Source organism: Arthrobacter sp. B0427-1-12, from assembly GCF_059092905.1.
In genome coordinates, this window is sequence record NZ_JBNHIC010000068.1 from 1 (window position 1) to 16,649 (window position 16,649).

The 16,649-nt window shown below is 66.1% G+C and carries 17 protein-coding genes; 14 read left to right on the plus strand and 3 right to left on the minus strand.

All coding sequences use genetic code 11. From position 1 onward, the window contains the following. Window positions 1-398: hypothetical protein (locus tag AC5RWU_RS21655; protein ID WP_494037252.1), on the plus strand; the 398-nt coding region annotated here is incomplete at its 5' end. 228 nt (window positions 399-626) lie between these two features. Beyond that, complete coding sequence (locus AC5RWU_RS21660; protein ID WP_494032940.1) at window positions 627-830, plus strand: cold-shock protein; 204 nt, start codon at window positions 627-629, stop codon at window positions 828-830. A 351-nt stretch (window positions 831-1,181) separates the two neighbouring features. On the opposite strand, the gene AC5RWU_RS21665 is transcribed toward AC5RWU_RS21660, so the two are convergent. After that, the gene (locus tag AC5RWU_RS21665; protein WP_494032941.1) at window positions 1,182-1,688 is read right to left on the minus strand and encodes a MarR family winged helix-turn-helix transcriptional regulator; all 507 of its coding nucleotides are present in this window, start codon (window positions 1,686-1,688) and stop codon (window positions 1,182-1,184) included. 196 nt (window positions 1,689-1,884) lie between these two features. Between AC5RWU_RS21665 and AC5RWU_RS21670 the strand changes: the two genes are divergently transcribed. The 5 genes from AC5RWU_RS21670 to AC5RWU_RS21690 all read left to right on the plus strand — a co-directional run bounded on the left by AC5RWU_RS21670 (window position 1,885) and on the right by AC5RWU_RS21690 (window position 6,286). Beyond that, window positions 1,885-2,388: an LLM class flavin-dependent oxidoreductase gene (locus AC5RWU_RS21670; RefSeq protein ID WP_494032942.1), complete on the plus strand. Its 504-nt coding sequence runs from the start codon at window positions 1,885-1,887 to the stop codon at window positions 2,386-2,388. Further along, window positions 2,385-3,050, plus strand: coding sequence for an NADPH-dependent F420 reductase (locus AC5RWU_RS21675; RefSeq protein WP_494032943.1), 666 nt, complete (start codon window positions 2,385-2,387; stop codon window positions 3,048-3,050). The genes AC5RWU_RS21670 and AC5RWU_RS21675 overlap by 4 nt, the downstream gene beginning before the upstream one ends. 52 nt (window positions 3,051-3,102) lie before the next feature. Beyond that, window positions 3,103-4,146, plus strand: a complete 1,044-nt coding sequence (locus AC5RWU_RS21680) for an LLM class flavin-dependent oxidoreductase (protein WP_494032944.1) — start codon at window positions 3,103-3,105, stop codon at window positions 4,144-4,146. Between the two features lie 30 nt (window positions 4,147-4,176). Further along, on the plus strand, window positions 4,177-4,806 hold the full coding sequence (locus AC5RWU_RS21685; protein ID WP_494032945.1) for a superoxide dismutase: 630 nt from the start codon (window positions 4,177-4,179) through the stop codon (window positions 4,804-4,806). 535 nt (window positions 4,807-5,341) lie between these two features. Beyond that, a complete protein-coding gene (locus AC5RWU_RS21690; RefSeq protein WP_494032946.1) occupies window positions 5,342-6,286 on the plus strand; it encodes an alcohol dehydrogenase catalytic domain-containing protein in 945 nt (314 codons plus the stop codon). Between the two features lie 488 nt (window positions 6,287-6,774). Here AC5RWU_RS21690 and AC5RWU_RS21695 read toward each other — a convergent pair whose 3' ends face one another. Then, window positions 6,775-8,103, minus strand: a complete 1,329-nt coding sequence (locus AC5RWU_RS21695; RefSeq protein WP_494032947.1) for an aminotransferase class V-fold PLP-dependent enzyme — start codon at window positions 8,101-8,103, stop codon at window positions 6,775-6,777. Window positions 8,104-8,812: 709 nt separating this feature from the next. Here AC5RWU_RS21695 and AC5RWU_RS21700 point away from each other — a divergent pair. The 6 genes from AC5RWU_RS21700 to AC5RWU_RS21725 all read left to right on the plus strand — a co-directional run bounded on the left by AC5RWU_RS21700 (window position 8,813) and on the right by AC5RWU_RS21725 (window position 14,897). Next, window positions 8,813-10,504: an AMP-binding protein gene (locus AC5RWU_RS21700; RefSeq protein ID WP_494032948.1), complete on the plus strand. Its 1,692-nt coding sequence runs from the start codon at window positions 8,813-8,815 to the stop codon at window positions 10,502-10,504. A 400-nt stretch (window positions 10,505-10,904) separates the two neighbouring features. Then, the gene (gene phnD, locus AC5RWU_RS21705) at window positions 10,905-11,798 is read left to right on the plus strand and encodes a phosphate/phosphite/phosphonate ABC transporter substrate-binding protein (protein WP_494032949.1); all 894 of its coding nucleotides are present in this window, start codon (window positions 10,905-10,907) and stop codon (window positions 11,796-11,798) included. Further along, window positions 11,795-12,673 carry a phosphonate ABC transporter ATP-binding protein gene (phnC, locus tag AC5RWU_RS21710; RefSeq protein ID WP_494032950.1) on the plus strand — a complete coding sequence of 293 codons (879 nt, stop codon included), beginning with the start codon at window positions 11,795-11,797 and terminating at the stop codon, window positions 12,671-12,673. The genes phnD and phnC overlap by 4 nt, the downstream gene beginning before the upstream one ends. Next, window positions 12,660-13,496: a phosphonate ABC transporter, permease protein PhnE gene (gene phnE, locus AC5RWU_RS21715; RefSeq protein ID WP_494032951.1), complete on the plus strand. Its 837-nt coding sequence runs from the start codon at window positions 12,660-12,662 to the stop codon at window positions 13,494-13,496. Before phnC ends, phnE begins: the two co-directional genes overlap by 14 nt. Continuing rightward, entirely contained in the window at window positions 13,496-14,281 is a 786-nt protein-coding gene (locus tag AC5RWU_RS21720; protein ID WP_494032952.1) for a tyrosine-protein phosphatase, read from the plus strand. Before phnE ends, AC5RWU_RS21720 begins: the two co-directional genes overlap by 1 nt. Continuing rightward, window positions 14,262-14,897, plus strand: coding sequence for a TetR/AcrR family transcriptional regulator (locus tag AC5RWU_RS21725; RefSeq protein ID WP_494032953.1), 636 nt, complete (start codon window positions 14,262-14,264; stop codon window positions 14,895-14,897). The genes AC5RWU_RS21720 and AC5RWU_RS21725 overlap by 20 nt, the downstream gene beginning before the upstream one ends. A 489-nt stretch (window positions 14,898-15,386) precedes the next feature. Here AC5RWU_RS21725 and AC5RWU_RS21730 read toward each other — a convergent pair whose 3' ends face one another. Beyond that, entirely contained in the window at window positions 15,387-16,115 is a 729-nt protein-coding gene (locus AC5RWU_RS21730; protein WP_494032954.1) for a TetR/AcrR family transcriptional regulator C-terminal domain-containing protein, read from the minus strand. A 119-nt stretch (window positions 16,116-16,234) separates the two neighbouring features. Between AC5RWU_RS21730 and AC5RWU_RS21735 the strand changes: the two genes are divergently transcribed. Further along, window positions 16,235-16,649 (plus strand): DUF2306 domain-containing protein (locus AC5RWU_RS21735; protein ID WP_494037253.1); only part of this gene is annotated, 415 nt, incomplete at its 3' end.

Consider the following 16,649-nt stretch of genomic DNA (forward strand, 5'->3'; position numbering starts at 1 on the left):
CCGCCGATGCCGCGGAGGTCCCCGCCGCACAGCTTGCCGCCATCGCCGCCGACTATCCGAGCGGGCTGGCGTATGCCGCCATTGACCGTCCGGCCGTGTTCGTCACGCTCGTCGCATGGCCGCTGCTGCTGCTGGCACTGTGGCGCAGCGGTGTGCTGCCCTGGTGGCCGGCGGTGGCGATGTTCGTCGGACTGGGAATACCGATCTTCCTGCCCTACAGCGTTGTCTTCCCACCCCTTGCGGCCACCGTCCAGGCCGTTGCGCTGCTCTACATCGGCCTGCAGGTACTGAACGCCGGCAGCAGCCCGCGCAGGGCCCTCAAACCCGGGACCCTCAATCCCAGGGCTCGCGGGCGGGCGCGGCGAAACCGACCTCAAACCCATCCCGGCACGGCCTGACAGGCCAGAGCCGCCCACAGGCGCGTGCTGGATCGGCAGGTCCGCGGCTCCACCCCGAGCCGCAGGTTTCATATGCGCTGTTATCGGCCTGTATGAATTTATGATCCGGCCGTACGGCAGTTGACGGGGGTGCCGCAGCGGCGCCGGTCCGCTAGGTTGGAAGTGGACGCCCGCGGATCAGGTTCCCGACGGTGGAGCCGACGGTGCGGCCAAGAAGGATAAAACAGCATGGCAACAGGCATCGTGAAATGGTTTAACGCCGACAAGGGTTTCGGCTTCATCGCCCAGGATGACAACGGGCAGGACGTGTTCGCGCACTTCTCGCAGATCACCGCCAGCGGCTACCGTTCCCTGGAGGAAAACCAGCGGGTCGAATTCGACGTCGTCCAGGGGCCCAAGGGGCTGCAGGCCGAAAACATCCGCCCCATCTAAAGATCTTTGAACGAGCAGCGCCCCCGGACCCCTCACTCAGGGTCCGGGGGCGCTTTGCATCGTAGGGGAACGGCGTGCCCACCGTTCAGCCGGTCGCCATTCTCCGGACCGGTTTACGTATGCGCTGTTATCGGCGTTTGGTGTCGCTGTGTGTTGTAGCCAGAGAGGCAAGGGCCAGGTGCAGCCGCATGAAGCGCCACGGCCTGCTAAACCGGGATTCCTCCGGCGTGGGCCTGGGCAACGTACCCGGCTGGTTCAGGGCGCCGGCAGGGGAGCTGCCGCCAAACCCGGTCAGGCACACTGCCGCCGGATGTGCCGGGGGCGGGGTTTTGGCAAGGTGCCGGATTCGTTCTAGGGCAGGTGGTCCATGGCTTCGCAGGGGCTGGAGCCGGGCTGGGCGCGGTGGACGTCCATGGCCAGGCGGGCGATCAGCGCGGCCAGCGTGTCCGCTTCGGAGGCCTTGAGTCCGGACAGCAGCCCGGCTTCGGCAGCGGCCACCCGCTCCTCGTACCGGGCCAGAAGTGCCCGGCCGTTGTCGGTGGCCACGATTTTGCGTGCCCTGCGGTCCGAGGGGGCCGGGACGCGTTCGACGACTCCGGCGTCCACCAGGGTGTCCAGCAGGTAGGTCAGGACCGTCCGGTCGATGGCCAGATGGGCTCCCAGGGCCTGCTGGTTCGGCGGGTCGCGGTGGATGACTGTGGAGAGTATCTGGTAGCCGCGGATTCCTGCCGGCAGGCCCTCGACGGCGTCTTCGAAGCGGGACTGGTAACCGCGCAGCACCATGCCCAAATGCCAGCCCAGGTCTCCGGGCGGGGCGGCAGCGGGACTGTTCCGGACGGCGTGCAGGCTCTCACTCATGCCCTCATCCTACCGCAAGATACGCATTTGCACAGATGTTCTATTAGGAATATAGTCTGTTCAACAACATATTTGAGGATTTGGAGTTGGTCATGGAGCTTGGCGTCTACAGCTTCGGGGACGTGCAGAAGGACCCGGTGACGGGGGAACTGGGCTCGACCGCGGAGGCGATGCGCAACCTGGTCGAGGCCATCCGGTGATCTACGGGATCATCGGCGGCCAGCCGGCGAAGTTCGCCCCGCTGGCCGACCTCTACCGGCAGGCCGCGGCCCAGTCGAACACCCCGGCCGACAAGATCCGGGTCGGGATCGCCGACCCCGGGTTTCTCGGCGATGACGGGCAGAAGACCCGGGACATGTGGTGGGGGCACTGGAGCACCCGGATGGAAATGATCTCCGCCCAGCGCGGCTTCCCGATGATGAGCCGGGACCGCTACCAGCAGACCGCCACCGGGGCCGGTGCCCTGTTCGTCGGCCACCCGGAGGAAATCGCCGAACGCCTCGTCAACCTGCACCGTGCCATGGGCCACGACCGCCAGATCCTGGAAATGGACTACGGGCACGTCCCGCACCAGGACCTGCTGCACTCCATCGAACTGCTCGGCACCCAGGTCAAGCCACTGGTCGACGCCGAACTCGGACCCGCCCCGGCCACTGCAACGAACACCCCCGCACCTGCCCGTGAAGGAGCCCACGCATGAGCACCCAAACAGACGACGTCCGCACTGTCGGGATCCTCGGTGCCGGACGCGTCGGTACCGCCGTGGCCCGCCAGGCCATCAAGGCCGGGTACCGGGTGAAGATCGCCACCTCCAGGCCCGCCGCAGAGATTTCCCTGCTCGTGGAGATCATCACCCCGGGCGCGGTGGCCGTTGACGCCGCCGAGGCCGCGGCGGCGGACCTGGTGGTCATCGCGGTTCCGCTGCACAAGTACCGCACGCTTAACCCGGACCTGCTGGCCGGCAGGACCGTTATCGACGCCATGAACTACTGGGCACCCACCGACGGGCAGGTCGACGACTTCGAAAACGACCCCCGCACCAGCAGCGAAATCATCCAGGCCTTCCTGCCCGGCGCCGGACTGGTCAAGTCACTGAACCACATCGGCTACCACGAACTCGAAGAAGACGGCCAGGAATCCGGCACCCCCGGCCGCCGTGCCCTGGCCCTGGCCGGCGACCACGACGACGCCAAGGCCCTCGTCGCCGGCTTCATCGACCGGCTGGGCTACGACCCGGTCGACGCCGGACCCCTGGCCGCGGGACGGGCCTTCCAGCCCGGCACCGAGATCTTCAACGGATCCCACACCGCCGGCCAGCTCGACACCCTGCTGGCCGATGCCTGCGCACCAAGCCGAAGCTAGATCCCGGCCACCCCTTCTGACCACTCACTGACGAAAGCCCAGGAAAAACATCATGGAAATCGGCGCCTACAGCTTCGGCGACACCCAACTCAACCCCGACGGCACCCCACGCTCCACCTCCGAGGCCATCAGCAACCTGTTCGAGGCCATCATCCACGCAGACCGGGCCGGACTCGACTACTTCGGCATCGGCGAACACCACACCACGTCCATGCCCGCCTCATCCCCCGGAGCGCTCATCGCCGCAGCCGCCGCGGCCACCGGACAGATCACGCTCGGCAGCGCGGCAAGCATCATCGGCACCGACGACCCGGTCCGGGTCTTCCAGCAGTTCGCCACCGCCGACGCGGTATCCGGCGGCGGGCGGGTCGAGATCACCGCCGGCCGCGGATCCTCGGTCGAAACCTTCCCCCTGTTCGGCTACGACATGACCGACTACGACCAGCTCTACGCCGAAAAACTCGACCTGCTGATGACCATCAACGGAAACAACGACGAATACGTGACCTGGTCCGGCTCCCGCCGTCCGGCGCTGGCCAACCTCGCGGTCGTGCCCCGGCCCGTGAACGGCCGGCTGCCGATCTGGCTGGCCACCGGCGGCAACGCCGGATCCTCCGCCCGCGCCGGCCAGCTGGGCCTGCCCGTCTCCTACGGCATCATCGGCGGCGCCCCGCACCGCTTCGCCCCGCTGGCCGAGCTCTACCGGGCCACCGCAGCCCAGGCCGGCCACGCCGGCGAGACCATCAAGGTCTCCGTCGCCGCGCTCGGGCTGGTCGCCCCCACGAAGAAGGAGGCCCTGGAACGGTTCTACCCCGGCTGGCACAACCTCAACATCGAGATGGGCCGGCTGCGCGGCTGGCCCGCCCCGGACAAGCGCGCCTACCTGGCCCAGGCCGAAGCCCCCGGAGCCTACTACATCGGGGACCCGGACGAGGTCGCCGAACGCATCGTCCACCTGCACGGCTACCTGGGCCACATGCGCCACTTCCTGCAAATGGACATCGGCGGCCTGCCCCATGAACACTTCCTCGAGTCCCTCACCCTGCTGGCCACCGAGGTCAAACCCCGCGTCGAGCGCCTGCTCGCCGCCCAATAAACCCCTGCAAAAAACGAGAAAGAGGACACGATGAACAAGTACACCCTCCCGGAACTGCCATACGACTACGCCGCCCTGGAGCCGCACATCTCGGCCCGGATCATGGAGTTGCACCACTCCAAGCACCACGCCACGTACGTGGCCGGCGCCAACACCGCGCTGGAGCAGCTGGCCGAGGCCCGGGACAAGGGCGAGTTCGGCAACATCCCCAAGCTGTCCAAGGACCTGGCCTTCCACCTGGGCGGCCACACGAACCACTCGGTCTTCTGGAACAACCTCTCCCCGGAGGGCGGCGACAAGCCCGAGGGCGAGCTGGCCGCAGCGATCGATGACGCCTTCGGCAGCTTCGATGCCTTCCGCGGCCAGTTCACCGCCGCAGCCACCTCCCTGCAGGGCTCCGGCTGGGCCGTGCTGGCCTGGGAGTCGCTGGGCAAGAACCTGGTCATCGAGCAGCTCTACGACCAGCAGGGCAACATTCCGGTCGGCACCGTCCCGGTGCTGATGCTGGACATGTGGGAGCACGCCTTCTACCTGGACTACGTCAACGTCAAGGCGGACTACGTCAAGGCGTTCTGGAACATCGTCAACTGGGCCGACGCCGCAGCCCGCTTCGAGGCCGCCCGCACCAGCGGTGCCGGACTCATCGTCCCCGGCAAGTAGGCGAAGGCAGTACCGGGTCTATAGGGGCGCCCCAACGGACGCCCCTATAGACCCGGTCAACAGATCACGGTGCGGTCGACGCACCCCGGGCACTTAGAGCTAAAACCGGGGAAACTGTCCTCATGCTCCGATTCCGGATGTGCATCCGGATGGGAGACCATGGCCGGGAAAGTCCGGTACGGGCAGGAATTCTCGAGCCGCAGGCCCGTATCCGGAGCGGCGCACCGCGGGGGATCCAAGGCCGCCGCGACCGGTCATTCCGCCAGGGTTGCGGGCCCTTTATCAGTCTCTCCTGCTCCCGCCGGCCGGTAAGGAAGTCGGCCATTGAGAGTGCGCGCCAGGATCCGCACAGTGGACTCGAACCTGCCCTCAGCACGCGGTGCCGGGCTCCGGAGGGGTTTCCTGCTCTGCCTATTTAGTTGACATGTCATCAGAAGCGAGGCAGCATGTATGCATATGCATCAAAAGTGCATGATCGGGAACACCGCCGAGCGAGCATGTAAATGATGTGCGTTCGCCTACCCTAGGAGGAACCATGAAGGCATGGGTTATGGAAGGGATCAACAAGGATCTGAAGCTTCAGGACCTGGCCAAACCCTCACCTGGTCCGGGTGAGGTTCTGATCAAGGTCACTGCCGCCGGCATCTGCCACAGTGATGTGGGATACGTGCAAGGCGAAATCCCCATCATCGTCGATCTGCCCATCGTGCTGGGGCACGAAGTGGCCGGAGTCGTTGAGGAAGTCGGCGAAGGCGTCACCGGGTTCAAGGTGGGCGACGAAGTCGCTCAGGGAGTGGTTGCCTCGGATGCACCCGGAGTCACCCGCGATGGCGGCTTCGGTGAATACGTCATCGGCAAGGTCGACAGCCTGGTCCACAAGCCCGGCAACGTGGAGTGGTCCCAGGCGGCCGCAGCAACCGATGCCGGGGTCACCTCATACAGCGGCGTGGTTGTCCACGGCGGGGTCGGGAAAGGGATGCGGGTGGGCATCCTCGGGCTGGGCGGTCTGGGACTGACCGGCGCCCGCATCGCCGTGATCAAGGGTGCCGAAGTCATCGGCATCGAGCCGCGTGAAGACGTGTGGCAGGCCGCAAAGGACCGGGGTGTGTCCCGCGTGGTCAAGGACATCAGCGAACTCAAGGGTGAAGACCTGGATGTCGTGGTCGATTTCGCCGGCTTCGGCACCACCACCGTCGGCGCATTCGATGCCGTCAAGGACGGCGGCAAGGTGGTCCTGGTCGGCTTGGGGAAGACCACGTTCGAATTCGAGTCCTTCGGCTTCATCACCAGAGCCATCACCCTTCAGGGCTCCACTCCCGTCGGAAACCCCGAGCACCTGAAGAATGTGCTGGAGATGATCGACTCCGGGCAGCTGGAGATCGTCTCTTCGAACGTTGGCTTCGAGGACATTCCTGACGGTCTGGACCGCCTGGCCAGGGGTGGCGTCTCCGGCCGCCTGGTGGCACGCTACGACCGGTGATGACCGGCTGATCCGTTGGCTCTGTGGGGTTCCGTCCGATTGCGCGACGGGACCCCACAGGTGTGTCCGGAGGCTGTGCCGCCCACGGCCACACCTCACATATGCGCTGTTATCGGCGTTCGCCTTTACTCGCTGTGCTGAGCAGATGCTGGCACCGGCTGCTGGGCGGCGGCCCGCGTCGTTTCGAAATTGGTCATGTATTGCCGGTAGATCCCGGCAGCGCTGGTCTCGACCGTGGCTTCGTCGCTGCGGGGCAGCGACGAGGTGTTCCAGTTATGGCGGCCGGGTATGACTGGTTGGCCTTCCGGTCCTCTGTCGGGAAATCGGGTTTTCGCAGCTTCAATGCCGGGCTGCGCGCCAAGCCGTAGCCCGACGCTACGGTGGCCGGGACTGCCTTTTCGTAGATGTAGTCGCCAAGACGAGGCCGTGGTCCCGGGTGTTAGGCAGCGACGATGTCGCCTACATCGGCCACGCGCCGGCCGCCTTGGTCAGAACCTCGCGGCCGCAGCGCGGAGGGCCCGGGCAAAGAGGTCGGCGTCCTCCAGCGTGTTGTACAGCGCCGGCGTCACGCGGATGACCTCGCCGCGTTCCACCCCGCCGCGGCGGACGGTGAACACGCCCCATTCCTCGGTCAGGTACTCGGTGATGGCCGAGGACTGTGCGTTGGTGGTGTTGCCGTCGATCCGGAAGGACGTCAGCGCGCCGTACATGTTCGGGTCCTCGGGCGTGAGGATCTGCAGGTTCGGCACGTCGAGGACCTGCTGCACCCAGCGGTCGCGCAGCAGCCGCAGTCGGGCCTGCTTGTTGGCGGCGCCGACCGCCCGGTGGAAGTCCAGCGCGGCGGGCACGGCGAGGAGGTTCGCGGAGTTGGACGTGCCGGTGTGGATACGCGAGCGGATGTCGTTGGCCCCGTAATCCTCGTCCGCAAAGTGCCGGTCGATGCCGGCCAGTCGGTCCTTGCGGATGTAGAGGAAGCCTCCGCCCAGCGGGGCGCCGATCCACTTGTGCAGGTTGAACCCGACGAACGGGCTCTTCAAGTCGGTGACGTTGAAGTCCAGCTGGCCCCAGGAATGGGCGGCGTCGATCACGGTGTCCACGCCGCGTTCGGCGGCCATCGTGGAGATCTCGGCGATCGGCGGGACCAGCCCCGTCCGGTGCGAGACGTGGGTGAGCAGCAGGAGTTTGATCTTCGGGTTGCCGGTCAGCAGCTGCTCGTAGTGGTCCAGTACGCTCTGCCGGGTCGCCGGCTCGGGGATGGCCGTGCGGATGACCTCAACGCCGCGGCGGTCGCGCAGCCAGTTCATCGCGTACTGCATCGAGTCGTAGTCCAGGTCGGCGTAGGCGACCGCGTCGCCAGGGGCGAGCTTGTTGTATCCGCCGATCAAGGCCTGCAGCGCCTCGGTGGCACCGCGGGTCAGGGCGATCTCGTCCACAGAGCAGCCTACCTCGGCGGCGATCCGTTCGCGCACCGCCTGGGCTTCCTTGCCGTACTCGCGGCGCATGTACCAGGAGTTCTCCAGCTCGATCCGCTCGGTCGCCTCTGCGTACGCGGTGCGCACGCTGGCGGGGTTCGCACCGAAGTAGCCGTTCTCGAAGTTGACCGTCGCGTCGGTCATCTCGAAGTGCTTGGCCACGTTCAGCCAGTATTTCTCATTCCGGGCGACGTCGGCGGGCGTACCTGCTGGCGCTACAGGCAGCTTGCCGCCCGTCTGAACAGCAGGTGCAGCTGACGCGGCCGGGCTGGCCACCAGTCCGGCCAGGGCGAGCACCCCTGTCCCGGCCGATCCGGCCAGCAGGCGCCTGCGATTGAAATCCATCTGGAACTCCTTGAGTCATCGATACGCCCGGCAACGCGCTGGGCGAGCAATCGATGTTCTCCGCCGAGGATGACCTTCTCCTGTCCGGCGGGTGACGGGTCGGCAAAGCGGCCTCGTGATTTCCATGAACTTTCCTGCAGAACGCCCAAGTCAGCCGCAGCATCCGCAAGACAATAAGAACGACGACGAGGCTCAGTCAAGGATTGCACCGGCGCCTTCAGAGCGGCATGCGTCTGCAGATTCTGGCTCACGCCAGTATTTAAGCCTCCCGACAAGATTCCTTACGCACATGCCCAATCGACTCGTCATATGCGCTGATATCGGCGTTTGGCTTCCCGGAGACCAGGGTCGGACGTGACCACTGAGCGCGACTACATCCAAGGCATGGCCGTGGTGGACTTAAATTACGGGCAGCAGCTTGTGCTCCATCGGGCACCACGATCACGGCAGATGTATTGGAGGCCGGGGTGCGGGTCGAGCGGCCTTCCGAACCGCCAGCTGAACATATGGTCCGCGCAGCCGTGCATGCCGGTTTGGAAGGGAAATACCTCCAATGCCTCGCATGTATGCCTATCGGCGTCTTAGTTAGGCGGCGGGCGCACGGGCATTTGGGTAGGGTCACCTCCTTCCCACCTGAGATTGTCCCTTGCTAGCCTGCTGACAGCCGCCGGCAGTGACGCCTGCGCCAGCGACGAGGATCAGGAGAGCCATGCTGTCGCACACCGCCGGAGAGACCGACGCCCCGCTGCTCGAGGAGACCGTCGGAGAAAACTTCGCCCGGACCGTGGAGCGATTCGGCGACCGTGAGGCGCTCATCGAGGCATCGGCCGACGGTGACGCTGCCGCCGCGCGGCGCTGGACGTTCAGGAAACTGGACGAAGACGTCAGCCGCATCGCGCGCGGGCTCCTCGCCGCGGGTTTCGCAGCGGGGGAGCGGATCGGGATCTGGAGCCCGAACTGCGCCGAATGGACGATCCTGCAGTACGCGGCCGCGAAGGTCGGTGCGATCCTTGTCAACGTCAATCCCGCCTACCGGACCCACGAGCTCATCTTCGTCGTCAGACAGAATCGGATGCGCGCCCTCGTGGTCGCACCATCGGACCGGAACAGCGACTACGTCGCGATGGCACGCCAGGCACTGGCCGAGTGTCCGGACCTCCATGAGCTCGTCTTCCTTCCGACCCCCGCAGCAAGCAGAGATTCTGCGTTCGTCGCAGGCGAACCTGCGTCCCCGGCAGAGACCACCTGGGAAGCCCTCGGCGCCCGGACGGAGGAGGTTCCGGCGTCAGCCGTCTCTGAGCGCGCCGCGACCCTGCGGCCCGCCGACGTCATCAACATCCAGTACACATCCGGAACCACGGGCTTCCCCAAGGGTGCGACGCTCACGCACCGGAACATCCTCAACATCGGTTTCTCGGTGGGCGAACTCCTGGGATACACCGCGGATGACCGGGTGGTGATCCCGGTGCCGTTCTACCACTGCTTCGGCATGGTGATCGGCAACATCAGCGCGTTCTCACACGGCTGTGCCACGATCCTGCCCGGCCGTGGGTTCAATGCCGCTGCGACGCTCCGGGCTGTTCAGGACTTCGGCGGAACCTCGCTTTACGGCGTCCCCATGATGTTCATCACAGAGTTGGCACTGCCCGACTTCGAAACGTACCGGCTGGACACCCTCCGCACCGGGGTCATGGCCGGGTCACCATGCCCGATCGAGATCATGAAGCGAGTCATCACCGACATGCACATGAAGGATGTCGCAATCTGCTACGGAATGACTGAAACCTCGCCGGTTTCGACCATGACACGGCTCGGCGACTCGATCGCCCACCGCACCGGAACCGTCGGGCGCACCATGCCACACCTCGAGAGCAAGGTCATAGACGCGAAAGGAGCTACGGTGGAGCGCGGCGAGATCGGCGAGCTGTGCACCCGGGGCTACGCAGTCATGGCCGGCTACTGGGACCAGCCGGACAAAACGGCCGAGGTGATCGACGCCGAGGGCTGGATGCACACCGGTGACCTCGCACGAATGGACAATGACGGCTACCTGGTGATCGAGGGGCGCATCAAGGACATGATCATCCGCGGCGGCGAGAACATCTACCCGCGCGAGATCGAGGAATTCCTGCACCAGCACCCAAGCGTGCAGGACGTCCAGGTGATCGGTGTCCCGGACGAGAAGTACGGCGAGGAGCTGATGGCGTGCATCATCCTCAATCCGGGCGCCAAGCCACTGGACGCCGCCGCCGTAAGGGAGTACTGCCGTGGCCGGCTGGCCCACTACAAGATCCCCAGGTATGTCGAAGTTTGTGAGAGCTTCCCCATGACCGTGTCAGGGAAAGTGCGGAAGGTCGAGATGCGCGAGAAAGCCATCGAGCGGTTCGGGCTCCGCGACTGAGGGACCAGCGTCACTGCGAGTGACGCTGGCCTGCTAACCCGCATGAATCTCGTCTTGAGAACGGGCAGGTCACTGCCCAGTCCGCGCTTTCAAACCCCTCCTAAACCGGTGCAGGCCGGGGCAGCAAAGGAATGGCAGACGAGCCGCCGGCCCGAATGACACCTGTCATATGCGCTGTTATCGGCACGGGAGGCGGGAAATTTTGCACGTAGGTGAAAGGGCCGGTGCGCGTCGGGCAGCTCCGTCGGAGACCTTTGGCTGGAGCGCCGGCAATTAACCTTCCGGTAATTTCGAGTCAAGCGTTCTCGAAATTCGTGGACATCTTCGCCCGGCAAAGTCTTGGCTGAGGGGCCGATTGCCCCTGAATCCGCAGCTCATTTCGTTTCCGGAAGGTTCCTCCATGTCAAAGCGTCCCGTCGCGGCCCTTTCCCTGGCCGCTGCCGCTGTCCTTGCCCTCACCGCCTGTGGCGGCAGTGCAGAATCCGCTGCCCCTTCCTCGGACTCGACCGCGGACGATGCCCTGGTCTTCGCCATGCCCCCGGGCACCGACGATCCGGATGTCCTGGTCGAGGCCGGGATCATTGAGGGTCTGATCACCGAGGCCACCGGTAAGGAAGTCCAGCGGGAAATGCCCGCCGACTACCTCGGCGTGGTCGAGGCTGTCAGGCAGGGACATGTCGACGTGGCCCTGATGAGCCCGTTTTCCACCGCCTTGGCGGTCAAGAACGGCTCGGTGGATCCGCTGGTGGTCTGGAAGGGTGATGACAAGCCGGCATCGTACTGTTACTCCAAGCTGGGCAGCGGCATCGAGTCGATCGATGACGTCGCCGGCAAGCAGGTCGCCTTCGTTGACCCCGGATCCACCACCGGCTACTTCATGCCCAAATCACTGCTGGCGGACAACGGACTGGTGGACGGGCAGGACTACCAGTCCACCTTCGCCGGCGGCCATGACTCGGCGATGCTGGCCATGATCAACGGTTCAGTCGACGTGGCCTGCAGTTCCATCGCGGACATGCTCATCGAGGCCGGCGTCTTCACCGCCGGGGATATCCAGCAGATCGGCGAAACCGGTCCGATCCCGGTCGGTGTCGGCATCGTGGTCAGCAATGACCTGGACGAGTCGACCCGCCGGCATCTGCTGGAGACACTGCCGGAGAAGATGACCGGGAACCCGGATCTGGCCACGCTGGGCGGCGTCAATGAATACATCCTGAACCCGGGCATCGCCCCGTATGAGCCGCTGCTGAAGGTCGCCGAAAACGTGGGCGTTGACCTTGAGGATATGCGGTGAACCTGACCGGAAATGCGACGGCGGCGCCGGGCCCGGCACCGCTGCCTGCCCACACGGCATCCACCGGGGCCGCAGGGCTGGCCAGGCCGGTTCTGGTCGCGAAGGATCTTTCCGTCACCTACAACGACGGGTTTACGGCCCTAGATGGGTTCACCCTCGACGTCCGCGCCGGAGAGGTCGTTGCCCTGCTGGGCCATTCCGGCTCCGGCAAGTCCACCCTCATGAAGGCCGTCACCGGGATGGCACCGGCGACGGCCACCCAGCTGACCGTCGCCGGGCAGGACGTGCTGGCCGCCAAGGGCACGGAACTGCGCTCCCTGCGGTCCCGCGTCGGTTACGTGTTCCAGCACTTCAACCTGGTTCCGCAGCTTTCCGCGCTGACCAATGTGCTTACCGGCGGCCTCCATGAGGCCGGCGCCCTGAATCGGATCGGACTGTTCAGCCACAGACAGCGGACCCGTGCTCTGGAGCTGCTAGACCGGGTGGGGCTCGCAGACAAGGCAGGGCAGCGCGCCGACAGCCTGTCCGGCGGACAGCAGCAGCGGGTGGCGATCGCCCGCGCCCTGATGCAAAGCCCGCGGATCATCCTCGCGGACGAGCCGGTCGCCTCACTGGATCCGCGCCTCGCCGGATCGGTGCTCGGCCTGATGCGCAGCATCGCCAGGGAGGACGGCATTCCGGTGGTGGTGAGCCTGCACGTCGTCGAACTCGCCCGCCGCTACGCGGACCGCTTTGTGGCGCTGGACTCCGGCAGGATCGTCCACAGCGGCGCGATTGACACGCTGACGCCGGCGATGATCGGTGACATCTACAGCCAGGAAGACCTCCATGGCCAGGACTCCGGCCAGGAAGGAGCACCCGGTGCCAACCATTGAGCAGACCCGCGGCACCACTGCGCACAGCCTCTCCGAGCAGGACCGGCTCCGGCTTTCCCGGCCCTTCCAGGCCCCCGGGCCCGGCGGAATCCTCAGCCTCATCGTCGTCGCCGGTGCGGTGGCCTGGAGCGTGGGCGGATCCGGTTTCAGCCTCCAGCAGCTGGTCGAGGGCCTGCCCAGGATGGGCGACTACCTGGTCCGGATGTGGCCGCCGACCTTCGACAAGATGGACGTGGTCATCTCCCTGCTGGCCGAGACGCTGCAGATGGCCGTCCTTGGAACTTTGATCGGCGCTGTGCTCTCCCTGCTGATCAGCTTCGGAGCCGCCTCCAACATCGCACCCCATTGGCTGTACACGGCCACGCGCTTCGTGCTGAACATCCTGCGCTCCATACCGGACCTGATCTTCGCGCTGATGTTTGTCTCCGCCGTCGGTCTTGGCCCGTTCGCCGGCATCCTGGCCATCGTGCTGGGCTCCATCGGTGGCATCGCCAAAATGTACGCCGAATCCATGGAATCCGTGCCGCAGGCACCGTTGACGGCCCTGCAGTCCACCGGCGCCAACCGCCGGCAAACCATCATGTACGGGGTGCTGCCGCAGGCCTCGCCGCTGCTGGTCAGCTACACGCTGCTCCTGTTCGAAGGCAACGTGCGCGGGGCAACCGTGCTGGGGCTCGTGGGCGCCGGCGGCATCGGCCTGGAACTGACCAACGCCATGCGCCTGTACGACTACGGCCACATGTTCGCCATCATCATCAGCATCGTGGTGCTGGTGACTATCATCGACCGAGTCAGCGCCCTGATCCGAAAGAAGCTCAGCTAATGGAATCAACCACCGCACCGGCACCCGCCGGCGCCGTTCCTCTTTCTCCGCTGGTCAACCTGCGCGGTTTCGGAGGCCTGCCCGTGGCCGGCGGAAGGGTACGCGAGGGCGTGCTGTGGCGCAGCGACGACATCTGCATGGCCACCGGCGAGCAGGTAAGTGAACTCGCCGGACTGGGCCTGCGCGCCGTGATTGATCTGCGCTCGGCCGAGGAGCTGGAGTTCACCGGCCGCGGGCCCTGCCAGGGGCACCCGATCGGGCACCACCACATTCCGCTGACCGAGCAGGTCACCGATCCGGAGGCGATGAGCCGGATGTTCCGGTCCATCCGCACAGCCGGCGACGTCGGGCTCTGGTATGCGCAGCTGTTCCGCCTTCAAGCGCGCCCGATCGTCCGGGCCCTGCGTGTCATCGCGGACACGGCCGGCGGCGTGCTCTTCCACTGCGCCGCCGGCAAGGACCGCACCGGGGTCCTTGCAGCCGCCGTGCTCAGCTGCCTCGGCGCGGACCGGCAGACGATCGTGGCCGACTATGCGGCGACGCACACCAACATTGCCGCGATCCTGGACCGCCTGGCCCGGCACCGCCAGCATGGCGGCAGCAAAGGGGGCGTGTTTGCCCGGTACGCCGGGCACCCGATGCTTGGCGCGGAGGCGGAGAACATGCGCGCGATGCTGGAGGCGCTGGACGGGGACGGCGGCGTGGTGACGGTTCTGCACGCCGCCGGGTACGACGACGAACTGGACCGCGTCCTCAAGGCCCGCCTTGTCGAGCGCGACAGCTGAGCAGCAGGCCGGGGGCGCGGCGGCGGAGGGCGTCCGGCGCCGGCCGGGGCGCCCCCGCGAGGCCGGCATCGAACAGGCCGTGCTGCGGTCCGCCGTCGAACTCATCCGTGAGAACGGGCCCGGTTCCGACTTCACCATCGGAGACCTGGTCAGGCGCAGCGGCGTCAGCCGCGCGGCGATCTACCGGCGGTGGGAAAATCGGAAAGCCATCATCGTCGCCGCCCTGGACTTTGACCGGCCCCCGGTGGAGGTCAAGGAAGCCTGTTCGCTGCTGGAAACCCTGAAGGCCACCTATGGCGACGCGATGGATTCGCTCAGCGACGCCAACCTCGCGCTCATCAATACCCGTCTGGCCCTAGGGCTGCAGGACTGCGAACTGCAGCGCGAATACTGGGAACGGCACGTCAGCCGGCGCCGCACGGACATGTCCGCGGTGCTCAAACGCGCAAAGGCCGACGGAGAAATCCGGCAGGATGCTGACATCGACGTGGTGCTGGACATGATCAACGGCACCGCCTACTACCAGGGCGTGGTCCGCGGCGACTGGTCCGGCCCGACAAGCCGGCACCGGCTGATGACCGCCATCGAACTGATCTATCACTCCATTGCCGCATAGATCCCGTCGACGCCCTCCAAAGGTGCCGACGGGATCTCGACCGTGGCCGAAGGCGGGAATTGCTATTGCCCCTCCACCAGGAAGAGAAAACGCCGCAATCCGACGGGGAAAGCCAACGGCCTCGCAGCCTTTGAACAGACTGAGACCGAGATGCTGAATTCTTCTTCCCCGTCTGGGGGGATACTGTGCATCAGAACCTGCCCCTCCTGTCCGCGGAAAATGCCGCTCAGCCACCGGTCTCAGCGAAGCAAGAACCAAGCCCAATACGCTGCGCCGGATAGCTCCAAACACATGCGCTGTTATCGGTGCTTTTGGTTGCAGGCAGACCATCGAGCCAACTAAACCCGGTGATGGTGCCAGGGTTGAGGCGCGCGGCCCGGGTGGAGGGTTTTAGTCCGCCGGTTGTCGGTCCTGTGGCACGCCGCAGGTAAATCCGCAGCAGTGCCTCGTATATCTCCGGGATGAGGATAGGTGGCCGGCAGGGGCCGGCTATCCACGGTCCAGTTTGGCCTGCTTCGATGTCCAGTTCTGCCCGTGGAGACGCTCGAAGCCGTCCAGGAGCAGGTCGAGGGCGAACTCGAACTCGAACTGGTCGTCACAGCCGTGCCCGACCACCGAGCCGTCGTCATGTGTTGCCGCCATGGCGACCTGCGTGAGGTTCGGATATCGCTCGGCCATCTGCCTGAGCACCGCGGCCATCGCCTCCGGCGGCACGGCCGGGGCCCCCGCCTTCGGGCCGGCCGGGTTCTGGAACAGTTCCTGGGTGAAGCCCCACATGCGGCTGCCCAGGGCGTGCATGACGTGGTGGGTGAGGTCGACGGAGAAGCCGCCGGCCAGGAACATGCCGATGAAGCTGTCCGTGTACTCGAGGACTGCCGGAGTCTGGTTGGTGCGGGATTCGAGCACCTGACGGGCCCATGGGTGCCGCAGCAGTACCCCCCTGGCCGAAAGCACCCGCTGCCGGACCGTGCTCTTCCAGCCGGCACCGCGGACGGGCGGATCGATCTCGCCGATGATGGCGTCGATCATGCCGTCGAGCAGTTCATCCTTGTTCGCCACGTGCTTATAGAGCGCCATCGGCACCACCCCAAGCTCCTGCGCCAGCCTGCGCATGCTCAGCGGCTGGATGCCGATTTCGTCGGCAAGTGCGACGGCGGCGGCCAGCACGCGGTCCCTGTTCAGGCGCCCGCGCCGCTTGACGTCGATCTGCTGAGCCATCTGCACCGCCTTTCCCTGGACAGCCGCCGGACCTGTCTTCTATTGACAAGTGTACGGCGTATACCTACTGTTGGCCGCCTCAGGTGTATGCCGTACACCGCTGGTCGAAGGATCATCCCATGACAACAGAAACCGCCGGCACTCCCGTGCCCGTCCGCCGTCCCCGCCCCGGGTGGCTCGTGCCCGCCGCTCTGATCCTCCTGAGCCTCATCCCGGTGCTCCAGGGGTCGCTGCGTGTGACCGAGCTGACCGGCGGTGCCGCCGTCACGCCGGAAAACGCACGGTTCTTCGCCTCACCCATTCCGGTGGTGGCGCACATCGTCAGCGTCACCGTGTACTGCCTGCTCGGGGCGTTCCAGTTCGTGCCCGCGCTGCGGGGCAGGCGCAACTGGCACCGCAGCGCCGGCCGCATTCTTGTCCCCGCCGGCCTGATCGCCGCCCTGTCCGGCCTGTGGATGTCGGCCTTCTACGCCCTGCCCGCCAGCGACGGCGAGATCCTCCTCATCCTCCGGCTGGTCTTCGGCTCGGCCATGG